This window comes from Capnocytophaga sputigena, from assembly GCF_002302495.1.
GTDB classification, from domain to species: Bacteria; Bacteroidota; Bacteroidia; order Flavobacteriales; family Flavobacteriaceae; genus Capnocytophaga; species Capnocytophaga sputigena.
In genome coordinates, this window is sequence record NZ_CP022379.1 from 2,787,031 (window position 1) to 2,809,634 (window position 22,604).

18 protein-coding genes are annotated in these 22,604 nt (G+C 35.7%); 4 read left to right on the forward strand and 14 right to left on the reverse strand.

Translation table 11 applies throughout. The features are described from left to right. Together kdsA and CGC57_RS12505 are read left to right on the forward strand one after the other, a co-directional pair. On the forward strand, positions 1-792 hold the full coding sequence (gene kdsA / locus CGC57_RS12500; RefSeq protein ID WP_002678840.1) for a 3-deoxy-8-phosphooctulonate synthase: 792 nt from the start codon (positions 1-3) through the stop codon (positions 790-792). After that, positions 792-2,201 carry a CCA tRNA nucleotidyltransferase gene (locus CGC57_RS12505; protein ID WP_002678784.1) on the forward strand — a complete coding sequence of 470 codons (1,410 nt, stop codon included), beginning with the start codon at positions 792-794 and terminating at the stop codon, positions 2,199-2,201. Before kdsA ends, CGC57_RS12505 begins: the two co-directional genes overlap by 1 nt. A 59-nt stretch (positions 2,202-2,260) precedes the next feature. On the opposite strand, the gene secDF is transcribed toward CGC57_RS12505, so the two are convergent. Continuing rightward, positions 2,261-5,254, reverse strand: a complete 2,994-nt coding sequence (secDF, locus tag CGC57_RS12510) for a protein translocase subunit SecDF (protein ID WP_095899377.1) — start codon at positions 5,252-5,254, stop codon at positions 2,261-2,263. A 247-nt stretch (positions 5,255-5,501) separates the two neighbouring features. Between secDF and CGC57_RS12515 the strand changes: the two genes are divergently transcribed. After that, on the forward strand, positions 5,502-6,458 hold the full coding sequence (locus CGC57_RS12515; protein ID WP_095899378.1) for an acyltransferase family protein: 957 nt from the start codon (positions 5,502-5,504) through the stop codon (positions 6,456-6,458). Here the strand turns inward: CGC57_RS12515 and CGC57_RS12520 are convergent. The 13 genes from CGC57_RS12520 to purE form a co-directional block, all read right to left on the reverse strand. Next, positions 6,455-7,186 carry a DUF4369 domain-containing protein gene (locus CGC57_RS12520; protein WP_095899379.1) on the reverse strand — a complete coding sequence of 244 codons (732 nt, stop codon included), beginning with the start codon at positions 7,184-7,186 and terminating at the stop codon, positions 6,455-6,457. The genes CGC57_RS12515 and CGC57_RS12520 overlap by 4 nt on opposite strands. A 35-nt stretch (positions 7,187-7,221) precedes the next feature. After that, positions 7,222-8,289 (reverse strand): chorismate-binding protein, encoded by a 1,068-nt coding sequence (locus tag CGC57_RS12525; RefSeq protein WP_095899380.1) that lies wholly within the window; start codon positions 8,287-8,289, stop codon positions 7,222-7,224. Between the two features lie 20 nt (positions 8,290-8,309). After that, positions 8,310-10,055, reverse strand: a complete 1,746-nt coding sequence (locus tag CGC57_RS12530) for an ABC transporter ATP-binding protein (RefSeq protein ID WP_095899381.1) — start codon at positions 10,053-10,055, stop codon at positions 8,310-8,312. An 86-nt stretch (positions 10,056-10,141) separates the two neighbouring features. After that, positions 10,142-12,592, reverse strand: coding sequence for a replication restart helicase PriA (gene priA, locus CGC57_RS12535; protein WP_095899382.1), 2,451 nt, complete (start codon positions 12,590-12,592; stop codon positions 10,142-10,144). Then, positions 12,592-13,503 carry a YihY/virulence factor BrkB family protein gene (locus tag CGC57_RS12540; RefSeq protein WP_095899383.1) on the reverse strand — a complete coding sequence of 304 codons (912 nt, stop codon included), beginning with the start codon at positions 13,501-13,503 and terminating at the stop codon, positions 12,592-12,594. The genes priA and CGC57_RS12540 overlap by 1 nt, the downstream gene beginning before the upstream one ends. Positions 13,504-13,510: 7 nt before the next feature. Continuing rightward, positions 13,511-13,690, reverse strand: a complete 180-nt coding sequence (locus tag CGC57_RS12545) for a serine hydroxymethyltransferase (protein WP_095899384.1) — start codon at positions 13,688-13,690, stop codon at positions 13,511-13,513. A 3-nt stretch (positions 13,691-13,693) separates the two neighbouring features. Then, positions 13,694-15,304 carry a hypothetical protein gene (locus CGC57_RS12550; protein ID WP_095899385.1) on the reverse strand — a complete coding sequence of 537 codons (1,611 nt, stop codon included), beginning with the start codon at positions 15,302-15,304 and terminating at the stop codon, positions 13,694-13,696. An 11-nt stretch (positions 15,305-15,315) separates the two neighbouring features. Next, positions 15,316-15,927 (reverse strand): hypothetical protein, encoded by a 612-nt coding sequence (locus CGC57_RS12555; RefSeq protein ID WP_095899386.1) that lies wholly within the window; start codon positions 15,925-15,927, stop codon positions 15,316-15,318. A gap of 44 nt (positions 15,928-15,971) precedes the next feature. Beyond that, positions 15,972-16,421, reverse strand: coding sequence for an SMI1/KNR4 family protein (locus tag CGC57_RS12560; protein WP_095899387.1), 450 nt, complete (start codon positions 16,419-16,421; stop codon positions 15,972-15,974). Positions 16,422-16,476: 55 nt separating this feature from the next. Then, positions 16,477-17,142, reverse strand: a complete 666-nt coding sequence (gene ung, locus CGC57_RS12565; RefSeq protein WP_095899388.1) for a uracil-DNA glycosylase — start codon at positions 17,140-17,142, stop codon at positions 16,477-16,479. Further along, complete coding sequence (locus CGC57_RS12570) at positions 17,142-19,070, reverse strand: LysM peptidoglycan-binding domain-containing protein (RefSeq protein ID WP_095899389.1); 1,929 nt, start codon at positions 19,068-19,070, stop codon at positions 17,142-17,144. The genes ung and CGC57_RS12570 overlap by 1 nt, the downstream gene beginning before the upstream one ends. Positions 19,071-19,114: 44 nt before the next feature. Further along, positions 19,115-20,662 (reverse strand): glutamine-hydrolyzing GMP synthase, encoded by a 1,548-nt coding sequence (guaA, locus tag CGC57_RS12575; RefSeq protein WP_095899390.1) that lies wholly within the window; start codon positions 20,660-20,662, stop codon positions 19,115-19,117. Then, positions 20,655-21,140 carry a 5-(carboxyamino)imidazole ribonucleotide mutase gene (gene purE, locus CGC57_RS12580; RefSeq protein ID WP_002678800.1) on the reverse strand — a complete coding sequence of 162 codons (486 nt, stop codon included), beginning with the start codon at positions 21,138-21,140 and terminating at the stop codon, positions 20,655-20,657. The genes guaA and purE overlap by 8 nt, the downstream gene beginning before the upstream one ends. Positions 21,141-21,338: 198 nt before the next feature. Between purE and CGC57_RS12585 the strand changes: the two genes are divergently transcribed. Further along, entirely contained in the window at positions 21,339-22,586 is a 1,248-nt protein-coding gene (locus tag CGC57_RS12585) for a dihydroorotase (protein ID WP_095899391.1), read from the forward strand. Positions 22,587-22,604: the final 18 nt, after the last annotated feature.

The following is a 22,604-nucleotide window of genomic DNA, read 5'->3' on the forward strand; positions in this document are numbered from 1 at the left end:
ATGTTAAATAAAGCAGATAATTTTTTTCTCTTAGCAGGACCTTGTGCCATAGAAGGAGAAGATATGGCGATGAAAATCGCTGAACGTATAGTGAATATCACTCAAAAACTAAATATTCCTTATACTTTTAAGGGGAGTTTTAAGAAAGCCAATCGCAGTCGTGTAGATTCGTTCACAGGTATAGGCGATGAAAAAGCACTGAAAATACTCCAAAAAGTAGGGCAAACTTTTGGTGTGCCTACAGTTACTGATATTCATCAGGTAAGTGATGCAGTAATGGCAGCTGAGTATGTAGATGTACTGCAAATACCAGCTTTTTTGGTACGTCAAACCGATTTAGTGGTGGCAGCAGCTGAAACTGGTAAAGTAGTAAATCTAAAAAAAGGTCAGTTTATGAGCCCTGAAAGTATGCAATTTGCTGTCCAAAAGGTATTTGATAGTGGTAATAAAAAAGCTTTGATTACCGATCGTGGAACGATGTTTGGCTATCAGGATTTGATAGTAGATTTTAGAGGTATTCCTACAATGCGCCAATTTGCTCCTGTTGTGATGGATGTAACACATTCGTTACAACAACCTAACCAAACTACTGGGGTAACAGGAGGTCGCCCCGATATGATTGAAACCATTGCTCGTGCAGCCATAGTGAACAATGCTGATGGGCTATTTATTGAAACTCATTTTGACCCTGCTAATGCTAAAAGCGATGGGGCTAATATGCTACATCTTGACCTCCTTGAAGGACTTTTAACGCGTTTGGTTGCCATTCGCAAAACAATTAACGAATTTTAATGAACTATACTGAAGCACTCTCTAATCCTATATTTGAACTTATCAGTAATATTTCAGCTGAAATACCGCTTGAAAGTTACGTGATTGGAGGGTTTGTACGCGATTATTTACTAAAGAAAAAACTCCCTAAAGACATTGATATAGTGTCTATTGGTAGTGGTATTTCATTAGCTGAAAAAGTAGCTGAACAATTGCCTAATAATCCTAAGGTATCTATATTCAAAAACTTTGGTACAGCGATGATTAAAGCCGATGGATTAGATATAGAGTTTGTAGGAGCACGCCGTGAGAGTTATGAATCAAACTCTCGCAAACCTTATGTAGAGAGTGGCACACTGCAAGATGACCAAAACCGCCGTGATTTTACTATCAATGCAATGGCTTTTTCACTGAACAAAGATACTTTTGGTGACCTTATTGACCCTTTTGACGGCTTAGGAGACTTAGAACGGAAACTCATTCGTACGCCTTTAAATCCAGATATTACCTATTCAGATGATCCATTGCGTATGATGCGTGCAATAAGGTTTGCTACTCAGCTGAATTTTGAGATAGAAGAACAATCTCTAAAAGCTATTACTGATAATAAGGAACGATTGAAAATTATTTCTAATGAACGTATTGTAGAAGAACTGAATAAAATATTAGCATCACCTAAACCTTCTATAGGACTGAAATTGCTATATGAAACAGGTTTATTGCATTATATCCTTCCTGAACTTATTGCACTGCAAGGAGTACAAGAACAAGACGGACAACGCCATAAAGATAATTTTTGGCATACTTTAGAAGTGGTAGATAATATTTCAGAACATACCGATAACTTATGGCTGCGATGGGCGGCATTATTGCACGACATAGGTAAAGCTCCTACTAAACGTTTTGACAAGAAGATTGGCTGGACATTTCACGGACACGAATTTGTGGGAAGCAAGATGGTGTATCACCTTTTTAAACGCTTGCGAATGCCACTGAATGATAAGATGAAATATGTACAAAAAATTGTGAAAATGAGTTCGCGCCCTATCATTATTGCAGAAGATATTGTAACTGATTCGGCAGTACGGCGTTTAGTATTTGACGCAGGAGAAGAATTTGAAGATTTGATGACCCTCTGTGAAGCTGATATCACTACTAAAAATCCTAAAAAGTTTAAAAAATATCACGACAATTTTCAAATAGTACGTCAGAAAGTAGTGGAGGTAGAGGAAAAAGACCACATTAGAAATTTTCAACCACCAGTGAGTGGTGAAGAAATAATGAAAACCTTCAATTTACCTCCATCACGACCTGTAGGGGTACTAAAAGAAGCGATAAAAGAAGCGATTTTAGAAGGTAAAATCCCCAATGAGTACGAAGCTGCTAAAACTTTTATGATGGAGAAAGCAAAGAAGATGAAATTGATATAAAATTAAAAAGGCTGTCCGAAATAATTTGGACAGCCTTTTTTATATTTAGTAATTAGGTATTACTTTTTATGTTCTTCTTCTTTAGTGTGGTCAGCTTCATCTTTTACAGTATCGTAAATGAGAGGAGCTGCTACAAATATAGAAGAGTAAGTACCGATGAAAACCCCGATAATCATTGCGAACATAAAGCCACGCAAGGTTTCACCACCAAAGATAAAGATAGTAACGAGTACTGCCAAAGTAGTGAATGATGTGTTCAAAGTACGGCTGAGGGTAGTATTGAGAGCGTGATTGATTTTTTCTCTTGACCAATGAGGCTCACGCATTACTTCCCTAATACGGTCGTAGATAATCACAGTATCGTTCAGTGAATAACCTACTACAGTAAGGATAGCTGCAATAAAGGCTTGGTCGATTTCCATATTGAATGGCATAATGCTATAAGTAAGCGAGTAGATACCGAGTACCATTAGCACATCGTGTGCTGAAGATACAATCGCACCCATAGAGAACTGCCATTTGCGGAAGCGGAATAAGATGTATAGACCAATTACGATAAGAGATCCAATAACAGACCAGAATGCACTGCTCTTGATATCTTCAGCAATAGTAGGTCCTACTTTCATAGATTGCATAATACCAATCTTATCAGTAGAGGTAGCTTTGGCAAAGCTATCAAATGATGTGCCTTCAGGTAAGAATTTTTGTAATCCTTTGAACAAGAGTTGTTGTACTTCGTTATCTACCTCAGTACTTTCTTCTTGAACTTTGTATTTGGTAGAGATTTTCACTTGGTTAGGAGCACCGAAAGTTTTCACTTCTACATTTCCTAAAGTAAGTTTGAGTGCATCGGCTATTTGAGTAGGATTTACTTCGTGTTCAAAACGAATTTGGTAAGTTCTACCCCCCACAAAGTCAATACCTTGGTCGAGACCGCGAGTAAAGAGAGAGATGATACCTATTACTGATAAGATAATAGAGAAAGCATATCCTATTTTGCGTTTACCAATAAAGTTAAGATTGATATTACTGAACCAATTTTTGGTAATAGGGGTGCTGAAAGTAAAGGGATGTTTTTTCTCAACGCTATAGTCGATAAACAAGCGAGTGATGAAGATAGCGGAGAACAAAGTAGTTGCAATACCAATAAGCAAGGTAGTAGCAAAACCTTGGATAGGACCACTACCAAAGAACAACAAAATAAGAGCAGTAAGTGCTGTAGTAATGTTAGAGTCTAAGATAGATGATAAGGCGTGTTTGAAACCATCGACTACTGCTTGGTTGATGTTTTTACCTTTGCGTAATTCCTCTTTAGACCGCTCGAATATCAGCACGTTAGAGTCGACTGCCATACCAATGGTAAGCACGATACCTGCAATACCAGGCAAGGTGAGTACTGCACCAATACTTGCTAATACTCCAAATATGAGGAGAATATTAAATACGAGAGCAAGATCGGCATAAACACCTGCACGACCATAATAGAATATCATCCAAGCAAAGATGAAGATAGTAGCGATAAGGAAAGAGTTCATACCACTATCAATAGCTTCTTGACCTAAAGAAGGTCCTACAATTTCAGATTGTACGATATCGGCACTTGCAGGTAATTTACCAGCACGAAGTACGTTAGCAAGGTCAACAGCTTCATTCAAAGTAAAATGTCCAGTAATTTCAGAACGACCTCCTGAAATAGCACCTGTAGTTACTCCTGGGGCTGAATAGACGATGTTATCAAGTACAATAGCAATATTGGTGTTTTGAGAGAAGGCTTTACCTGTAAGAGCTTCCCAAATACGTGCTCCTTTGCCATCCATTTGCATAGATACAGCAGGTTGGTTGCGCACGTCATAAGTTTGTTCAGCCTGAGTTACCACATTTCCTGTAAGAGGAGGAGTGTTATCACGGTTACCTCTAAGGGCATAAAGTTCGATAAGAGAAGTTTTCTTATCGGGTTTACCCCAAGCAAAACGTACGTATTGTAATGAAGCAGGAATCAATCGTTTTGCTTCAGATGAGTTGAGATAGCTGTTTACTTGGGCAGTATCTTTCAAACTTACTGCAAAAAGAACAGGAGATTCGTAGTTAGGAGCAGATTTGAACAAATCAAACAATGGATTTGCACCATCTGTTTTTTGAGCTGGAACAGAATCCTTTTTTACATCAGTAAGTAGAGAATCGATAGCACTACTGCCAGATTGAGTAGCTGCAGCAAGAGTATCTTTTACTTTATCTGTGGTTTTAGCAGTAGATTTAAGTTGCTCATTGAGGGCTTGTAAGTAAGGGAATACATCAGTGTTTTTATAAGTTTCCCAGAACTCAAGTTGAGCAGTACTTTGTAAAAGAGCTTGTACACGAGTGATATCTTTAGCACCTGGGAGTTCTACAAGGATACGACCAGAGTTTCCAAGGCGTTGGATGTTAGGTTGAGAAACGCCAAATTTATCAATACGTTTGCGCAATACTTCAAAAGCAGATACGATAGACTCATCTACACGTTTTCTGATGATAGGACGTACTTCACTATCACTCATTTGGAAGTTGATTTGGTCGCTGAGAGTTTTATTAGCGAACACATCAGGGGAGGCTAACTTACCACCATTTTTAGCGTAAGCCTCGAAGAACAAATCCAAGTAGGTTTTGTCAGTTTTACGGAGCTGTTCATCGGCTTCGGCTAATGATTTGTTGAAAATAGGGTCTTTAGAGTTGTCAGCAAGACCTTTTAAGATGTCTTTTACGGAGATTTGCAGAATTACGTTGATACCGCCTTTAAGGTCGAGACCACGGTTTAATTCTTTTTCCTTCACTTCGGAGAGAGTGAATTTTGCAATTCCGAGGTTGTAGACCTCTTGTCCCATTTTATCGTCCAAATACTTAGCTTCTATAGCCTCGCGTTTAGCAATATAGTCAGCTTGAGTATTAGGCACTTTAGCCTCAGCAAAAGCTTTGGCTTCATCTTCTACTCTACCTGCCACATAGGTGAATGAAAGTTGATAAATACATATCAATCCAAACAATATGGCAAATAGTTTTACAAGTCCTTTGTTTTGCATTTTTTAATTGATAATTTACTTGTTTTACTTCTTCAAACGGCAAAAATACATATTTTGTGGGGATTACAAAAATATTCTTAAAAAAAAAGATAACATTTTTTGTTTGTATAAAAGGAGGAAAAGAGTTTTAATTATTAAAAATCAATAGTTTAAAGTGTTTTTATTAAGAAAGAAGAAAGCTTTAAACAGAAAGTATTTTTGCTAATTAAAAAAAAGAAAGTATTTTTGCTCCTATAAAGAAATAGGTATGAAAGAACGCAATCCTCTTATTGATGTGCTCAAAGGTTTTACTATCATATTGGTAGTGATGGGACACGCTTCGCAATGGTTTTCAGGTGATGACCGTACAAATCCCTTTTATGTAACTATTTACGCTTTTCATATGCCTTTATTTATGTTTCTTTCAGGCTATGTGAACTTTAATGCACGAGGTGAGTTGAATCTCAGCAAACGCTTTCAAGTATTAGTAATTCCTTTTTTTGTATGGTTCTTAATTTCAGCTATCTATCACGAATATATTTTTAATGAAATAGAATTATGGGAAAATCTTTGTAGGCTTATTTATGAACCTACACGAGGAATGTGGTTCTTATGGTTGCTTTTCTGGGAGTGTGCTTTGCTTTATCTTGCTTTGAAAATCAACAAATACCGCGAAATATGGGTAATGATAGGTTTATGGAGTATTCTTGTATTTTTGCATCGTGCCACAGGGGCACAACCTATCTTCTATGGTTTACCTCAATTGTGCTGGTATTTTATCTATTTTTCATTAGGTTATGCTACCCATAAATATAAATCTCAAGCCTTAAAAATTTTGCGCCCTATAGGCTGGGCAGGATTTGTGATCTTTCCACTTTTATTGTTTTTTTCAGTTGATAAATCTCATTATATACTCGATTCTCTTCGTTTGTATGCTTTGGCACTTACGGGTATTGCAGCTTCTTATGTTCTATGGGAAGGGATTTGTTATTCAGAAAATAAAGCAACACAATGTTTGAAGTATTTAGGAAGTATTTCATTAGAAATATATGTCACTCATTACTATATGCGTTTTTTGGTAGCCTATATCAAAGAGTATATAGGCGATAACTTCTATTTGAACGTAGTGATTTTTACGGTTTTAGCTGTCATCGCCTGTGATATTATACAACGTCTCATACAGCGAGTGAAATGGTTGAGGAGAATACTTTATGGTAGATTTTAATTTTTAATACTCTCATTTTCAGCTTTTCGAGCTATTTCTATATAAGTTTTGAACTCTTTACCGTATTTAGAATTAGCGACATCTTTGTTCAGTTTCCCGTAGATAGAATCTAAATATTTTACACGGGTATTAGGAGCATCGGCTAATACTACATAAGGAGTTACATAAGAATTGGGGTGAGAGAGGGCGTAATTTAACACAAAAAGGTGGCGACGGAAGTTATTCTTCTCGGAAGCAACGTTTAGTGAATCGACTAAGGAAGTTTTGCCAGCTTTGAAAGCATTTACTTGTTGTTCAAGTAGTTGAGCATTACGCATCCCAAATTGTCGCATAGTGTGTAGGTATTCATTGTATTCCTTTTGTGATTGAGAGCCACTGATATTGGCTCTTACCTCAAACATATCATAAGCGCTATTGATGTTGATAGTGGTAGGTTCACCAAAAAACATCAAGCGGTCACCGAGGTCAGTGCCAGCTTGTTTCTTCAAATCGAGGTAGATGTAAAAAACTTCAGGACTTTCTAAATGTCGTTTGAAAGTAAATTTACCATCACCATTGGCTACTACTGAGTCGATATTGGTAAGTTTATCATTTACATATTGTTGTAAATAGATAGTTCCCATTTTTAACCCTTCGATATTGCCTTCTACAATCATCGTGTTTTTGTCGTCCTTCTCACAAGCTACTATCATCAATAGTGCCGACATTGCCATTACTAATCTCTTCATTATAATTTAGTTTTTAGTTATTAAAAAGTGTGATGTTACAGAATTGTTATCATTGTTTGAGCTTTGTTCTGTGTTTCCTCGTATTCTTTTTCGGGTATGGAATCTTTGGTAATGCCACCTCCTACATATAAAGAGGTTTCGTTGGCAGTGATTTGCATACAGCGTAGATTTACATAGAGCGCTTGGTTATTATTAGATACCCATCCACAATAACCTGTGTAATATTGTCTATTATAAAGTTCATTTTCTATAATAAATTTATGAGCTTTATCAGTAGGGTAGCCACAGACAGCAGGGGTAGGGTGGAGGCGTTGGATTATTTCAAAAGCTTTATTTTCTTTTATTTTTCCTTTGATTATAGTGCATAAGTGCATTACTTTTCCAGCTTGTACGGTTTTGGGGGCTGAAACTTCAAATTTTTCAGCATATCCTTGTAACTGTTGTACAATGGTATCAGTAACTATTTGCTGTTCTTCTTTTTCTTTAGAAAGCCAATGAATCTCACCTTCTTTGAAAGGTTGTGTTCCTGCTAATGCCATTGTTTGAAAATTGCTACCATTACTTTGAAAAAGTGTTTCGGGAGTAGCAGCAAGCCAAGTTCCCACTTTAGGGTGATAAAACAAATAGCAGAATGCTGAAGGGTATCGTGTTACCATATTGGTAAAGCTCTTAAATGGATTTACCATTTCTTTGATAGTTATTTTGCGCGAAAGTACTACTTTTTCAAAAGTTCCTTGATGTATTTCATTAATAGCTTTGGTTACTAAATCTATATGCTTTTGTTTTTCGGTTTTGGTATCTTCTAAAATATCAATATTAGTATTTTCTACAATTGATTGTGTAGGTAAATGGCTTATGGTAAATTTGTTAGGAGTGATGATAACAGCAGGTTCGTTAGTATCGAAAGGAGCGAAAACAAATCCCTCTTGTTCTTCTTTACCCACATTGAAAAAATGAAGTGTATCATCTTCTTGTTCCAACAATATTACTGAAGTGTGATGTGGAGGTTTGTAGCACACAAAAGGTAAGTGTTCAGCATATTTGTGCTGTACTTGTTTTAGAAGTTCTTCAAATGAAATATAATCTTCAGTTTCTATTCTCATAAGTTAAATTGCACAATAGCTTATATGGTTTGGGTATCGTAAAAGGCTTTAAAGACACCATTTTGAGCTAAAAGTTCGTCTTTGGTACCTTGTTCTACTAATTTTCCTTTGTCGAGCATCAGTATTTTATCGGCGTATTTAGTGATAGACACACGATGACTCACTATAATTACGGTTTTGCCTTTTAAGGTATCGCGCAAATTAGTTAAAATCTTCTCTTCGGTATCGGTATCTACGGCTGATAAACAATCGTCTAACAAATAAATTTCGGCTTCTTTGAGCAAAGCTCTTGCGATGGCTACTCGTTGGCGTTGCCCGCCACTGAGTGATACCCCGCGCTCTCCAAGCACCGAGTCGTATTGGTTTGTAAACTCTATAATATTATTATGCACTACGGCTTTTTGGCAGGCTTCTATTATTTGTTCTTCAGTAGCATTTTTATTGCCAAAGCGCAGATTGTTGCGAATAGTGTCCGAAAACAAAAAGTTCTCTTGTGGCACTACCGAAATAGCCTTGCGCAAGCTGTGTAGATTTAATTCTCTTACAGGTTTACCTTCTATCAGTATTTCACCCTGATTAGCATCGTATATACGTGCAATGAGGTCTAACAGTGTAGTCTTACCACTACCAGTTTTACCTATAACGGCTACTGTTTGTCCTGCTTCTATGTGGAAAGATACGTCTTTAAGAGCTTCTATTCCCGTATCTTCATAACGGAAAGATACTTTATCAAATGTAATATCTCCTTTAATAGGCGTAAGTTCTCCTACCTGATTGCGTATCTGAGGCACTTCGGAAAGAAACTCGTTGATGCGCTTTTGAGAGGCTTCCGCTTGTTGCACAATAGAACTTACCCAGCCTACTGTAGCTACAGGCCAAGTGAGCATCATCACGTAAATACTGAACTCTACAATTACTCCAATAGATTGTATTTCACCAGTGTAATAGAGCTTTCCCCCAATAAAGATTACAAAGATAAGGCTCAATCCTATCATTAGTATCATTGTAGGGATAAAGAAAGCTTGTATCTTAGCGAGCTTGATGTTTTTCTGACGACCGTCTTCGGCAAGTACTGCCAATTGCGCATCTGTAGCTGCCTCATTATTATAAGATTTTATCACTCCAATACCCGAGAAAGTTTCTTGCGAGAAAGTAGAAAGGTCGGATAGATAGGCTTGTACCTTCATCGTTTCGATATTAATCTTTTTGCTCATTTTGTAGATAAGCAAAGAGAGAATAGGCAATGGGATAAGGGTGTAGATAGTAAGTTTGGGAGAGATGATAAACATTAGCGGAATTACGCAAGCAAAAAGCGTAATAGTTTGTACACTATACATAATAGCAGGACCTGCGTACATACGCACTTTTGATACGTCCTCGCTGATACGGTTCATTAGGTCACCTACTCGGTTGCGTTTGTAGAAGCTAAGTGATAACTGTTCGTATTTTTTAAATATCTCGTTTTTCATATCGTATTCGATGTAACGAGATACATTGATGATAAGCTGACGCATAAAGAACATTAGCACTGCCGATATGATAGTTGTACCGATGATAATAAGCGCGTATTCAATAAGTAAGGAAGTCATTTGAGAGGCATCTTTGTTAGTAGATTTAGCAAAGTCCTCAATGGCTGCGATAGAGTTTTTTACATATCGCGGCATAAAGAGAGAAAACACGCGTGATACTATAGTAATGAGTATCCCAAGTAGTAAGTGGTATTTATATTTAAAAAAATATTTACGTATATGTTTTAGATGTGCCATTGGCTTAAATTCTCAATCAGAGTGCAAAAGTAAGAATAATTTGTCAATTAGCCAATTTGTTGATTAGCAAATTAGCAAACTAAAAATTAATCAATCAAATAACTAACTCTTATAGCACGAAAATTACTAATAGACTGAAAACTGGTTTCAATACGTTTGATTTGTTCTTTAGTATGATGTATAGAAAGTTCAGAAGGTTTTACCTTCACTAAAACATCTTTCATATATTCGTTCCTGATGCGTGAAATTAAGGGAAACTCAGGACCTAAAATTTCTATTCCTTTTTTGGAAGCAAAAGCTTCTTTAAGAGCATTAGCAAACCATTCAGCACCTTCGTTTGTACGATTGAAGTTTGTGTGTTTCAGTGTTATTTTAATCATTTGTACAAATGGAGGATACGAGAAAGATTGGCGTTCCTCTATTTGACTTTGATACATCCCCTTGAAATCATTTTGTAATACTTGCTGAATTACAGGGTGTTGAGGATTGTAGGTTTGTATCATTACCTTTCCCTGTAGGGCACTTCTCCCTGCACGTCCTGAGACTTGTAATAATAACTGAAAACTACGTTCATAAGCTCGATAGTCGGGGGAATGAATGAGAGCATCAGCATTCATCACCCCTACTAAACCTATATTTTCAAAATCTAATCCTTTAGAAATCATTTGAGTACCTACCAATATTTGGGTTTCTTGCTGTTCAAATTTGGCTAATATTTTTTCATATCCGTATTTGCCATTGGTAGTATCTTGATCCATTCGGTCGATAGCTACTTGAGGAAAAAGTATTTCTAATTCTTTACTAATCTGTTCAGTGCCAAAACCTTTTGTTTTTAAATCTACACTTCCACAAGCAATGCAAGTTTTGGGCATTGGTATCGCATAGCCACAATAATGACATCGCAACTGATTGCTACTATGGTGGAAAGTGAGGCTCACATCGCAATGTGGGCATTGAGGGACTGTGCCGCAATGCATACACTGTACAATAGGCGCATAACCTCTTCTGTTTTGGAACAAAAGCACTTGTTTTCCTTGTGATAAAGTATTGGTCATTTCTTCAATAAGGATATCAGAAAAATGGCCATTCATACGTTTGCGATGTTGCTTGTCCTTGATGTCGATAAGTTCGATGATAGGGGGGAGGAAATTAGCGTAACGTTTTGATAGATAGACAAAGCCATATTTACCTACTTTTACGTTGTGCATACTTTCTATTGAGGGAGTTGCTGTACCTAATAAAGTTTTTGCTTTGAAGAGGTTAGCTAGCATAATGGCACTATCACGCGCTTGCAAGCGAGGAGCAGGGTCGAACTGGCGATAAGAACTATCGTGTTCCTCATCAATTACCACTAATCCTAAATTTTTGAAAGGCAGATATACAGAAGAACGTACCCCTACTACTAATTGTGCTTTCGAACAATTGTTCAGCACATTGTTCCAAACCTCTACGCGCTCGTTAGTATTGTATTTAGAATGATATACTGATAGATTTTTACCAAAGTATTTTTTCAATCGATTGATAAGATGAATTGTTAAGGCGATTTCGGGGAGCAAGTAAAGCACTTGTTTGCCTTCCTTTAGGTATTGGTCGATAAGTTCGATGTAGATTTCAGTTTTTCCAGAAGCTGTGACACCTTGTAAAAGTACCGTATTTTTAGTTTGAAACTGTTGTTGAACTTGATATAGTGCTTCGTTTTGTATATTATTGAGTGTTTTTTTTGCTAAAACCTCACTATCAGCAAAACTTACACGATCTTTTTGCAGGTAATATATTTCTAAAATACCTTTTTCTACCACCGATTTGAGTACCGCATTTGAAACCTTAGCTTCTTCTAATAGATTTTCAACTTTTAAAGGTAAAACCTCTCTATTGATATAATTGAAGTAAGCCATTATCAACTTCTTTTGTTTTTCTGTTTTTAACAGTTCTAAAGCTTTTTGCAAACCTTCTTGAGATTGGTAGTCTTCCGCTAAACGTATGAATTTCACGAGCTTTGGCACATATTTTTCAAAAATTCTTTCTGAAATACGAGCAGCACCTTTTTCTACCAAACTCTTTATGACCTTTAAAGTCTTCTTTTTAGAAATGATTTTGCTCACTTCACTTCCTTTTAATGCTGTTTTGTAGTGTAGTGCTTCATACACCTGAAATTCATCATCGCTAAATAAATTGGAATTGAGGTCTTTTTCAGCAATTTCGATAATAGTTTCACTTTCTAGCAAAAAAGCTGATGGTAAAGCCGATTTTATCACTTCACCTAAAGTACACATATAATAATCGGCAATCCACTGCCAATGAGTAATTTGCTCAGGGGTAACGATGGGAGTTTCGTCTAGAATATATTCAATATCTTTAGTTTCATAAGTAGGTTCATTGGTATGCACTTTATGAACTAAAGCTGTATATACTTTTGATTTACCAAACGAAACAGCTACACGCATTCCCATTTGCAAGAAATGCGCTTCATCCTCGTTGATACGATAAGTGTACAATTTAGGAAGTGGAAGTGGTAATATGACTTCTACAAAGTACATTAGTCGTGTTTTTTAAGTTTTAAAAGAGAAGCATTTAGTTCAAATCCTAATAAGAGAATATTGGCATTAATCCAAATATACAACAAGAAAATAAGCAGTGCTCCAATAGACCCATACAACTGGTTATATTGTGAGAAGTTTTCGATATAAATACCAAATAAATAAGTGGTTAAACCAAAAAGTAACACCGTAAGGAGAGAGCCTGCTGAAAAGAATTTACTTTCTTTGCCTTCTACTGTACCAAAATAGAATAATACACCTGTACCAAAGTAGGTGATCAAGGCGACAAATACAATTTTTGATATTTTGAGAAGCGTTTCGTAATCGGTGATAAAATTGATTTTATCAAGGTAAGGAACTAAATATATTTCGTAGTAAATGAAGGTAACTACTGCAAACAACACTAATAATGACAAGATGATAGCAACCATTAGAGCATAAAGATATTGTTTGACATAGGTGCGTGTGATTTGTCGGTGGTACGAAAATTCAAATCCACCAAAGATAGCCATAATACCATTGGTCATCAAGAAAATGGATAGGAAAAATACAGATGATAACAATCCTCCTCGTTTTTTTTCGGCAATATCAAAAAAGATATCAGAAAAGAAATCGTGAGTACCAGGGGGTAGCATATCATCAATAAAGCCCCAAAAATCTACTTGAAAATCATCAATGGGAATATATGGAATGAGGTTTAAGATAAACAATAAAAAAGGAAATATAGCTAAAAAGAAGCTGTATGAAATGGCACTCGCGCGATATGTGAGAGTACCTTTCATAATCCCTACAATATATAACTCAAGCAAATCATATAAAGAAAAAGCATTCTTAGCTAAACGTATTTTTTTTAGAAATCCGACGAATTGCTTGATGATAGGGAGGTTTTGTATTCTTTCTTTCAATGTCATCAGTAGTTTAGTTTTGAGAGGAGGAATCTATATTTTTAGTAGATTTTCGTTCTTTGAATTGCTCTTTTATTACTCCTATCAACCAATAAGGGAGTACCGAACACAAAAAGCACAATAGCCAAAAACCTATTAGGAAAATGACTACAAAAAGTAGAAAACCTATATATTGATTAAAGTTGAAACTCATATTTTATTTTCGTCGTCTGCTGAAAAAAGCACCTATATTCTCTGCTAAGCGTTTGAATATAGATTTAGGTTTTCTTATCTCATCCATTTCACGTGCAGATGCTTCTCTTTCAGTGAGGAATTCATCGGTGAGGAGTACTCTTTCAGCTCGTTTGAATATAGCAGTTGCTAATTTGTAGAATTTGCTATGTTGAGCATCTACTTTATAAGTGCTAAATTCATAACCATTGCCATCTTGTGTAAATAGGTTGATAGCAGTACCTTCTTTGTTTGGCTCATAATGATAAAAAACAAACTGGTAATCGCATAACTTATCGTCCCAATATTCTTTAGTAATCGTCATTCGTGAAGGAGTATTACCTTCAGCTTTTCGGAACTGAAAACCATATCGCCCTATATAAAGCACAGCATCAACATCAGTATAATCACTGTAATATTTTTGTACTTCAGGGAGTGAAAGCAGCTGGTTATAACGTTCTACTGTTACATTATCTCTAAAAAGTCTTACATAATGCACTACTTCACTATACCTACGCTGGAAGTATTGCCAGCACTCTTGTACGAAATAATATTCACGAGGGTTTTTATGAGCTTCTAAGTATACAAAAGGTGATGCCTCATTAGGTTGCCAAGAGATATGTAACTTTTCACCATCAGTAAATAAATAGAAAACTCGTTCGTTGCAATAGAAATATACGCCTCCTATAGCAGGATTTATTTTAGAAAGTGTAATGCGATAGAAGATTTCTCCTTCCCAATATTCATAATATCTTCCCGTTTCATCATCATTGTTTTCAAGTAGGGCAAAATCTTCGGGGTTAATGAAACGTTGTAAGTTTTCTAAATTGATATCGGTACTCTTAAATAAGAAAGTAAAACCATCATTGTTTAAAATCTTTTCCTCAATTTGCTCTTCTTCATAAAGAATTGCACTTCCTTTTTCTAAGGCTTCAAAAAGTTTATTGCGTTTTAACCAAGCCGACCAATTCCACAGTTCTATTTTCTCTTCCTCAACCTCTTTTTTAGTGTAGAGGAAGGTTTTAGGAAGTAATGATTTTAATAAATGATTTTTCTTAAATCTATCAGGATCATCTTTTTTGAGCCAATAACTTACTGTTACCTCATCGGCAGTTTCAAAACGTTCAAGGGGATAAACATATTCAGTTTCTATAAATACTCGAATATCTAATGCTTTTTTTACGGTGAGTTTCCCGATAGCTGTGTCCCCCCAAAAGAAGCCTTCTACAAAAAGATTGCCTTGTACATATAGTTCCTGTCCGCTAACTGCTATATTTTCAGCTGATAGGTTACCCAAAACAATAAGCCCACACGCCCCTTCATTACGCTGATTGAAGAGGTTACTCACTACAACATTACCTTGTACGAGGATAAAAGCAGGGACATCTAGTTCTTGATAATGATAATCAGGGAAGTGTGTGCTGATATCGTCTAAATTTACAGTACTTTTAGGATGCCAATCACCTTGCACTACTACTACATACCTATTTTCATAAAAAGTATGAGCATAAGAGTAGAACTGGCTATAACCAGCATATTCGCTATCGTTTGGAATGAGATGTTTGATTTCCTTGACGGTTTTTATTTGGTACTGCATAGTAATTATATCTATTTGAATAATCCTTTGAAGAATGAAACTATTCGTTCAAAAAAGTTTTTATCGTTATATACTTGCAAAAAATTGTTAGAGGAGGAAGCAGAATTTTCTGATTTTTCTTCTGTTAATCTATAGAATTTCTTATCTATAATTTTAAATGTTTTATTTCCATTTTCGTCAATATCCTCTATTTCACTTTCTATTAATACATACGTAAACTTAGGATTGTCCAAGCCATTTTCAGCAAGCATTGCTGCACCTATGAGGAAATTTTCAACAGAAACAATATAATCTAATTCTATTTTTTGATCATAAATTTCAATCTTCGCTATAGTCATTAACTCTTTGAAATCTTCTTCAATAACAACTAAATTGTTCTTTTTTAATTCCTCTTGTTCATTAATAATCTTTACTTGAATAGTTGCTAAAAAAGACTTTGCTTTATTATCTAATTGATCAAAATTTTCAAATACAGAAGTACATAACTCAAAGACTTTATTAAAATCCCAGTTTTCGTGTACAAGTTCTACTTCTATTATAAAACCTTCATTTGAAAATGTAGCGTAATGTACATTTTCATTTTCAGGATCTACTGTAAAATCACTTAGTTGTAATGGCTTCATATTTGATACAATTAGATTTAGTTACTTTTTTTATTCATATATTTTTAGTCATTCCCCAGTATTATACTAAAAAAATGTTCTAAAAATTCTTGAAAGTTATTGGCATATAGATGATCTTCATTTATCATATAATCTCGAATGTAAATAGGATATTCATTAGCTCGACCAGCTTCTTCTATTTTAAAAAAATAGGCTTCTTCGTCCATCTCTAAGAAAGCCAATTCATCTTTTTGAAATAGATTATTTTGCAAATTTATTAGATAAGTATAATAAATATCAATATCAGCATCCTCTTGATATTCAGGTGGCGCAATAGTTTTAAAATCAACTCCACAAATAGTGATAAATTCATAGTTTAACAACATTTCTTTATAACTATCAGGCAAGGGAAAACCTAATTTCTTTTCCGTTTGTTCAATCCAAGTTATATTTATGAAATCTTTAGTTCCTACAGCTATTCTGTCTTTATATTTTTCGATGATGGATTGTATCATTTTCTATAATATTATTGCCTTATTATATCTTATCTTATCTTTTAACACTATCTAATTACCAGTTTATGGTTTCTTTACCTACAGATGTAAGATAGGCATTAGTTTTGCTAAAATGTTTGTTACCAAACCAATGCCCTCTATTAGCACTCAAAGGTGAAGGATGACCAGAAGTGAGTATGCAGTGTTTGGAACTATCAATAAGGTTAGCTTTCTTTTTAGCATAGCTTCCCCATAACATAAATACTACATTATTACAATGTGTTGAAACAGCTTTAATAACAGCATCAGTGAATGTTTCCCAACCTTGATTTTGGTGACTACCTGCTTCGTTGGCTCTTACTGTGAGGGTTGCGTTGAGTAGCAAGACTCCTTGCGATGCCCAACGTTCTAAATTACCACTGATGGGGTAGGGGACTCCTAAATCTTGTGTTATTTCTCTAAAAATATTTACAAGAGAAGGAGGGTGCGCTATGCCATCATGTACTGAAAAGCACAAACCATTTGCTTGCCCCTCACCATGATAAGGATCTTGCCCTATAATTACTACTTTTACCTTGTTTAGCGGACAGTGGTTGAAAGCCGAAAATATTTGCTTTCCTTTGGGATAACATATATTTTCGGCATATTGTTGTTTTACATATTCGGTGAGTTTGGTAAAATAAGGCTTGTTAAATTCTTCTTCTAATACCGCTTTCCAACTTGAGTCTATTTGTACGTTCATTATTTTACTTCTTTGATTTCCATATTGTCATACTGAACAATGTAAACGCCTTGGTTTTCATAACCTCCTCCTTTGTAAGAGTTTTTTAGGTAAGCAAACTTGTTTTCTAAGAATGAGGTTTCACCTATGCGAGTGTTAGTACTATTTAAATTACCTGATACACCTAAACGTAACACAGCATCCATAGTGAGATCGAAGCCACGAATAGCATATTTATTAGGCAAAATACCATAAGTTTTTTGATAGCGAACTGAAAAACTATCACTACCATTAGAGTATTTGTTTACAGTAGGGTAGGTGAAGTGTAGATCAGAAAGTTGATTGTTAGACAAACTACTTGAATCAAACACATTGCCTCTTTCTACTGTTGCTAATATAATTTTAGGGAAGGTATTGTTTTTCCTCACTTTCAAAGCGTTGTGCAATAAGCGTACCGCTAATGATACATAACCTATATCGTTAGATTGTAACAATACTACATTTTCTTTGCTGTAGTTCAATGCATTAGCAAATCCATTTGCTGACATTTCTGTTACTACTTTGGCGTTAGGAAATGCACGTTCTAATTTGTCTCGTAAACCTGTGTTTTTACTATCAGCTAAGATAATCATATTCTCATCAGAATAATTCTTGTTGAGGTAGTTAATCATCTGAGCTTGTTGAACTTCATCAGAAGGTAAGGTTTGATATACATTAGGATTTAACACAATGTTCTTGTTTGCTAAGGGAGCTAATACCGCCGTTTTGTTGTTTGTAATTAGTTCGGCTACAGTATTAAAGGATTTGGTAGTAAAGGGACCTATTACCACTTGTGAGTTTTGTACGCCAGCATTAGAAGTAATCTTTTTGATGTCACCTTCACTATCATAAACATTTACTTTGAACTTGTATCCCATTTTTTGGAGAGAATCCAAAGCGATGAGCGCGCCAGAATAAAAATCAGTAGCAACAGGTGTGATTTTATTATCAGTAAGGCGTGCTTTTAGAGCGGCAGCTTTGTTTGTAGCTCCTATGTCAGCTACTTTGAAAGGCAAGATATAGCTAATTTCCTTTACGTTGTTAGGAGATGAAGCTGAGCGCAATGTGTTGTTAGAGTTTTCAAAATCGTAATTAGGGGTACTAGTAAAAGCTGTGTTTTTATAGCGATCATAATTCTCTTTAGGAATCCATATTTGGGCATCATTTTTTAGACCATCTTTCATCGTAGGGTTGAGTTTTACAATATCAGATTGTGATAAACCAAATTTGCGTTCTAAACTGTAAAATCCTTCCCCTTTTTCTATAAGATAAAGTACTAATTCTTTATTGGTAGTAGGACGAGTAGGAACTTCAGGCTCAGAACTACCTACAGCTGAAGCAGGTACCCATATCTCTTGACCTTCTTTTAGATTATTAGCGTTAAAACCTTTTTCTTTTTTGTTGATACGTTCCAATTCTTCGACGCTTACATTGTGGTTTTTAGCAATTTTCCACAAAGTTTCCTGAGGTTTTACCACATAGCGTTTTTGCCCTTGTACTCCTTTTTGTACCATATCGTTTGTTTTGTTGAAAAGAGGGATAGTGATACGTTCATTCTCTTGTAACTCACGAGTGTAAAGGTCTAAGTTATAGCGTTTCAAATCGTCTATAGAAATATTATATTTCTGTGAAAGACCGAAGAAAGTTTCTCCTGATTTTACCAAATGAGAGGTAAAGCCTACTGGACGTTGAGTACTATAATGCTTTACCTTGCTGGTAGGGATATTGATGGTTACACCTTTCTGGATACCTTCTTTTACTCCAGGGTTGAGTTTGAGAATATCGGCAGGCGAAAAGCGATAAATTTTAGCAATGCTTTCAATACTTTCATAATTACTAGCAGTATGCTTTTGTTGAGCAAAACTTAAGGTAATACATAGTAAGGCGGTTAGTGTTAAAAATCGTTTCATAATGGCTTATGATTTAATTATTAAATTGTTTAACTATTAATTATTTATTCCCATTCTATAGTGGCGGGTGGTTTGCTGCTGATGTCGTACACAACGCGGTTTACACCTTTTACTTTATTGATGATATCATTAGATACTTTTTGGAGGAATTTATAAGGTAAATCTACCCAATCGGCAGTCATACCATCTACACTTTCTACAGCACGTAAGGCTACCACACGTTCATAAGTGCGTTCATCACCCATTACCCCTACGCTATTGATAGGCAATAAGATAGCTCCTGCTTGCCATACTTTGTTGTAAAGATTATGTTCTTTTAGTGCATTGATAAATATAGCATCTACTTCTTGTAAAATGGCTACTTTTTCGGCAGTGATATCACCTAAAATACGGATGGCTAATCCAGGACCTGGGAAAGGGTGTCGTCCTAAGAGCTCATCGCTGATGCCTAAACTACGACCTACACGACGTACTTCGTCTTTGAAGAGCATACGCAAAGGCTCTACTACCTTTAGTTTCATATAATCGGGCAATCCACCTACATTATGATGAGATTTTATAGTTGCTGAAGGACCTTTTACTGATAATGATTCAATAACATCGGGATAAATAGTACCTTGCGCTAACCATTGAGCATCAGTGATTTTGTGTGCTTCATCATCAAATACTTCAATAAAAACACGCCCAATAGTTTTACGTTTTTCTTCAGGGTCAGTTTTGCCTGCTAAGGCAGAGAGAAAACGAGTTGAAGCATCTACTCCCTTTACGTTTAATCCCATTCCTTCGTATTGTTTTAGAACACTTTCAAATTCATTCTTACGTAAAAGTCCGTTATTTACGAATATACAATGTAATTGTTTGCCTATGGCTTTATTAAGTAACACAGCAGCTACTGTTGAGTCGACCCCTCCTGATAAACCTAAAATAACTTTTTCATTACCTATTTGAGTTTTCAGTTGGGCAACTGTCATTTCTACAAAATTGCTAGAAGTCCAATTAGGAGTGAGTTTAGCTATTTTGAAAAGAAAGTTAGCTAATAACTTCGTACCATCAACAGAGTGAGTTACTTCGGGGTGAAACTGTATAGCATAAGTTTCTTCACCTTCTATGCGATAAGCAGCGTTTGTTACATCAGGAGTACTTGCTAAACAGACTGCGCCAGTGGGTAATTGTTTGATAGTATCACTATGACTCATCCATACTACACTTCCTTCAGCAATTCCTTCAAAAAGAGGTTCTTCAGGTTTGATATAAGTGAGGTGAGCACGACCGTATTCTCGTATGTTAGAAGGTGCTACTTCACCACCACCAAAGTGAGCTAAATACTGGGCTCCATAACATACTGCTAAAAGTGGCATTTTACCTTTCAATGCTGATAAGTTGGGGTGTAAAGCTTCTGCACTTCGCACTGAATAGGGAGAACCAGATAGTATTACAGCTGAGAAATCATTTAAATTCTCGGGTAAATGGTTATAAGGGTGCATTTCGCAATACACATTTAATTCACGTACTCGACGAGCGATAAGCTGAGTGTATTGTGACCCAAAATCTAATAATAAAAGGCGTGAGCCTTGAAAAGTGTTGTTATTCATCGTTAAGGGTTGCGGCAGCAGTGAGCACTGCTTGTTTCAAACTTTCTTTGTAATCAATCATTTTTTGTAAAAGTACAGTATTGGCACTAGCTAATATTTGTACAGCTAATAAGCCAGCATTTTTAGCAGCATTCAAAGCTACAGTAGCGACGGGTACTCCATTTGGCATTTGCAAAATAGAAAGGATAGAATCCCAACCATCAATAGAGTTACTACTCTTTACAGGTACCCCTATTACAGGTAGTGGCGACATAGCGGCAACCATACCAGGCAAGTGAGCTGCACCTCCTGCTCCTGCAATAATTACCTGAATGCCATTTTTATGAGCATTTGTGCTGAAATTCATCAGTTTTTCGGGGGTGCGATGTGCTGATACAATATCTACAACTGTTGTAATGCCAAAGTTTTTGAGAACATCAATAGCGTCTTGCATTACGGGTAAATCACTTTTGCTTCCCATTACCACAGCTACTTTCATATATTTATATTTTTTTCGGGCAAAGATACGAATAATTTGTCAATTAGCAAATTTGTCAATTAGCAAGTTACATATTAAACTATGATGAGTTAGATAGTTCATCTAAATTTAATTGTTAAAATTGTTAATTGTTGATTGTTAATTGTTAATTAATTTGTACCTTTGCCCATAAAATTTATGAAAGCCTAAAAAGCGACTATGGATATTTTATTAAAATCAGCACGGATTATTGATTCAGAAAGTGCCTATCACAATAAAGTTAGAGATATTCTTATCTCGGGAGGTGTTATTCAGCAAGTTAGTGAATCTATTCCTCTTACTAATGAAATACAAGTATTAGAAAATATTTATGTTTCACAAGGATGGACAGATAGTAGTGTTTGTTTTGGAGAACCAGGGTTTGAAGAAAGAGAAACTTTAGCTAATGGGATGCGTACAGCAGAGAAAAGTGGTTTTACTCATTTGTTAATCAATCCACTCACACATCCTGCAGTAGATAGTCAGTCGGGGGTAGTATATATAAAGAATAAGACAGCCCATTGTGCTGCAACAGCTCATCCTATTGGTGCACTTACCATAGAGAGCAAAGGTGAGTATCTTGCTGAGCTTTTTGATATGAAAAATGGAGGAGCAGTGGCTTTTGGTGATTATAAAAAAACTATTAACAACAGTAATTTGTTAAAAATAGCCTTACAATACACCCAACCTTTTGGAGGTATTGTAATTTCTTTTCCTAATGATACTAAAATTATGGGTAAAGGAGTGGTGAATGAACATATTGAAGCTACTCGTTTGGGACTGAAAGGAATTCCTGCTTTGGCTGAAGAACTTATTGTTGCACGTGATTTGGCTGTATTAGAATATGCAGGGGGTAAATTGCATATCCCAACAATTTCTACATCAAAATCGGTTGCCTTAATTAGAGAAGCCAAAGCTAAAGGATTAGATGTAAGTTGTAGTGTAGCAATACATAACTTACATTTTACAGATGAAGTGTTAGAGAATTTTAATACTAACTACAAAGTATTACCTCCTTTACGTGATACAGCTAATGTACAAGCACTTAGAGAGGCATTGAACGAGGGAGTTATAGACTTCGTTACTTCCGACCATAATCCATTAGATATAGAATTGAAATTTAAAGAGTTTGACTGGGCAGCTTTTGGTACAATAGGTTTAGAGAATGCCTTTGGTATTCTTACCCAATACACTTCTATAGAACAAGCTATACAATTACTTACTTCAGCTCGCAAACGTTTTGGCATTCCTTCTACACCTATTACTGAAGGAACTTCTGCTGATATGACTTTATTTACTCCCGAAAGTTCTTCAGTTTTTACAATAAATGATATTTTGTCGGCTTCTAAAAACAGTGCCTTTATAGGAGAGACAGTGAAAGGGAAAGTTATAGGAGTAATAGCTCGTAATCAGTTGGTGTTGAATTAGAAACTACAAAAAGAAAAC

Bases quoted from the DNA above. Each gene is read 5' to 3' on its own strand.
- ung (WP_095899388.1), bottom strand. From the start codon at position 17,142: ATGAACGTACAAATAGACTCAAGTTGGAAAGCGGTATTAGAAGAAGAA.
- CGC57_RS12570 (WP_095899389.1), bottom strand. From the start codon at position 19,070: ATGAAACGATTTTTAACACTAACCGCCTTACTATGTATTACCTTAAGT.
- CGC57_RS12505 (WP_002678784.1), top strand. From the start codon at position 792: ATGAACTATACTGAAGCACTCTCTAATCCTATATTTGAACTTATCAGT.
- CGC57_RS12520 (WP_095899379.1), bottom strand. From the start codon at position 7,186: ATGAAGAGATTAGTAATGGCAATGTCGGCACTATTGATGATAGTAGCT.
- priA (WP_095899382.1), bottom strand. From the start codon at position 12,592: ATGTACTTTGTAGAAGTCATATTACCACTTCCACTTCCTAAATTGTAC.
- CGC57_RS12540 (WP_095899383.1), bottom strand. From the start codon at position 13,503: ATGACATTGAAAGAAAGAATACAAAACCTCCCTATCATCAAGCAATTC.
- kdsA (WP_002678840.1), top strand. From the start codon at position 1: ATGTTAAATAAAGCAGATAATTTTTTTCTCTTAGCAGGACCTTGTGCC.
- CGC57_RS12550 (WP_095899385.1), bottom strand. From the start codon at position 15,304: ATGCAGTACCAAATAAAAACCGTCAAGGAAATCAAACATCTCATTCCA.
- CGC57_RS12530 (WP_095899381.1), bottom strand. From the start codon at position 10,055: ATGGCACATCTAAAACATATACGTAAATATTTTTTTAAATATAAATAC.
- guaA (WP_095899390.1), bottom strand. From the start codon at position 20,662: ATGAATAACAACACTTTTCAAGGCTCACGCCTTTTATTATTAGATTTT.
- purE (WP_002678800.1), bottom strand. From the start codon at position 21,140: ATGAAAGTAGCTGTGGTAATGGGAAGCAAAAGTGATTTACCCGTAATG.
- CGC57_RS12525 (WP_095899380.1), bottom strand. From the start codon at position 8,289: ATGAGAATAGAAACTGAAGATTATATTTCATTTGAAGAACTTCTAAAA.
- CGC57_RS12545 (WP_095899384.1), bottom strand. From the start codon at position 13,690: ATGAGTTTCAACTTTAATCAATATATAGGTTTTCTACTTTTTGTAGTC.
- CGC57_RS12585 (WP_095899391.1), top strand. From the start codon at position 21,339: ATGGATATTTTATTAAAATCAGCACGGATTATTGATTCAGAAAGTGCC.
- CGC57_RS12515 (WP_095899378.1), top strand. From the start codon at position 5,502: ATGAAAGAACGCAATCCTCTTATTGATGTGCTCAAAGGTTTTACTATC.
- CGC57_RS12555 (WP_095899386.1), bottom strand. From the start codon at position 15,927: ATGAAGCCATTACAACTAAGTGATTTTACAGTAGATCCTGAAAATGAA.
- secDF (WP_095899377.1), bottom strand. From the start codon at position 5,254: ATGCAAAACAAAGGACTTGTAAAACTATTTGCCATATTGTTTGGATTG.
- CGC57_RS12560 (WP_095899387.1), bottom strand. From the start codon at position 16,421: ATGATACAATCCATCATCGAAAAATATAAAGACAGAATAGCTGTAGGA.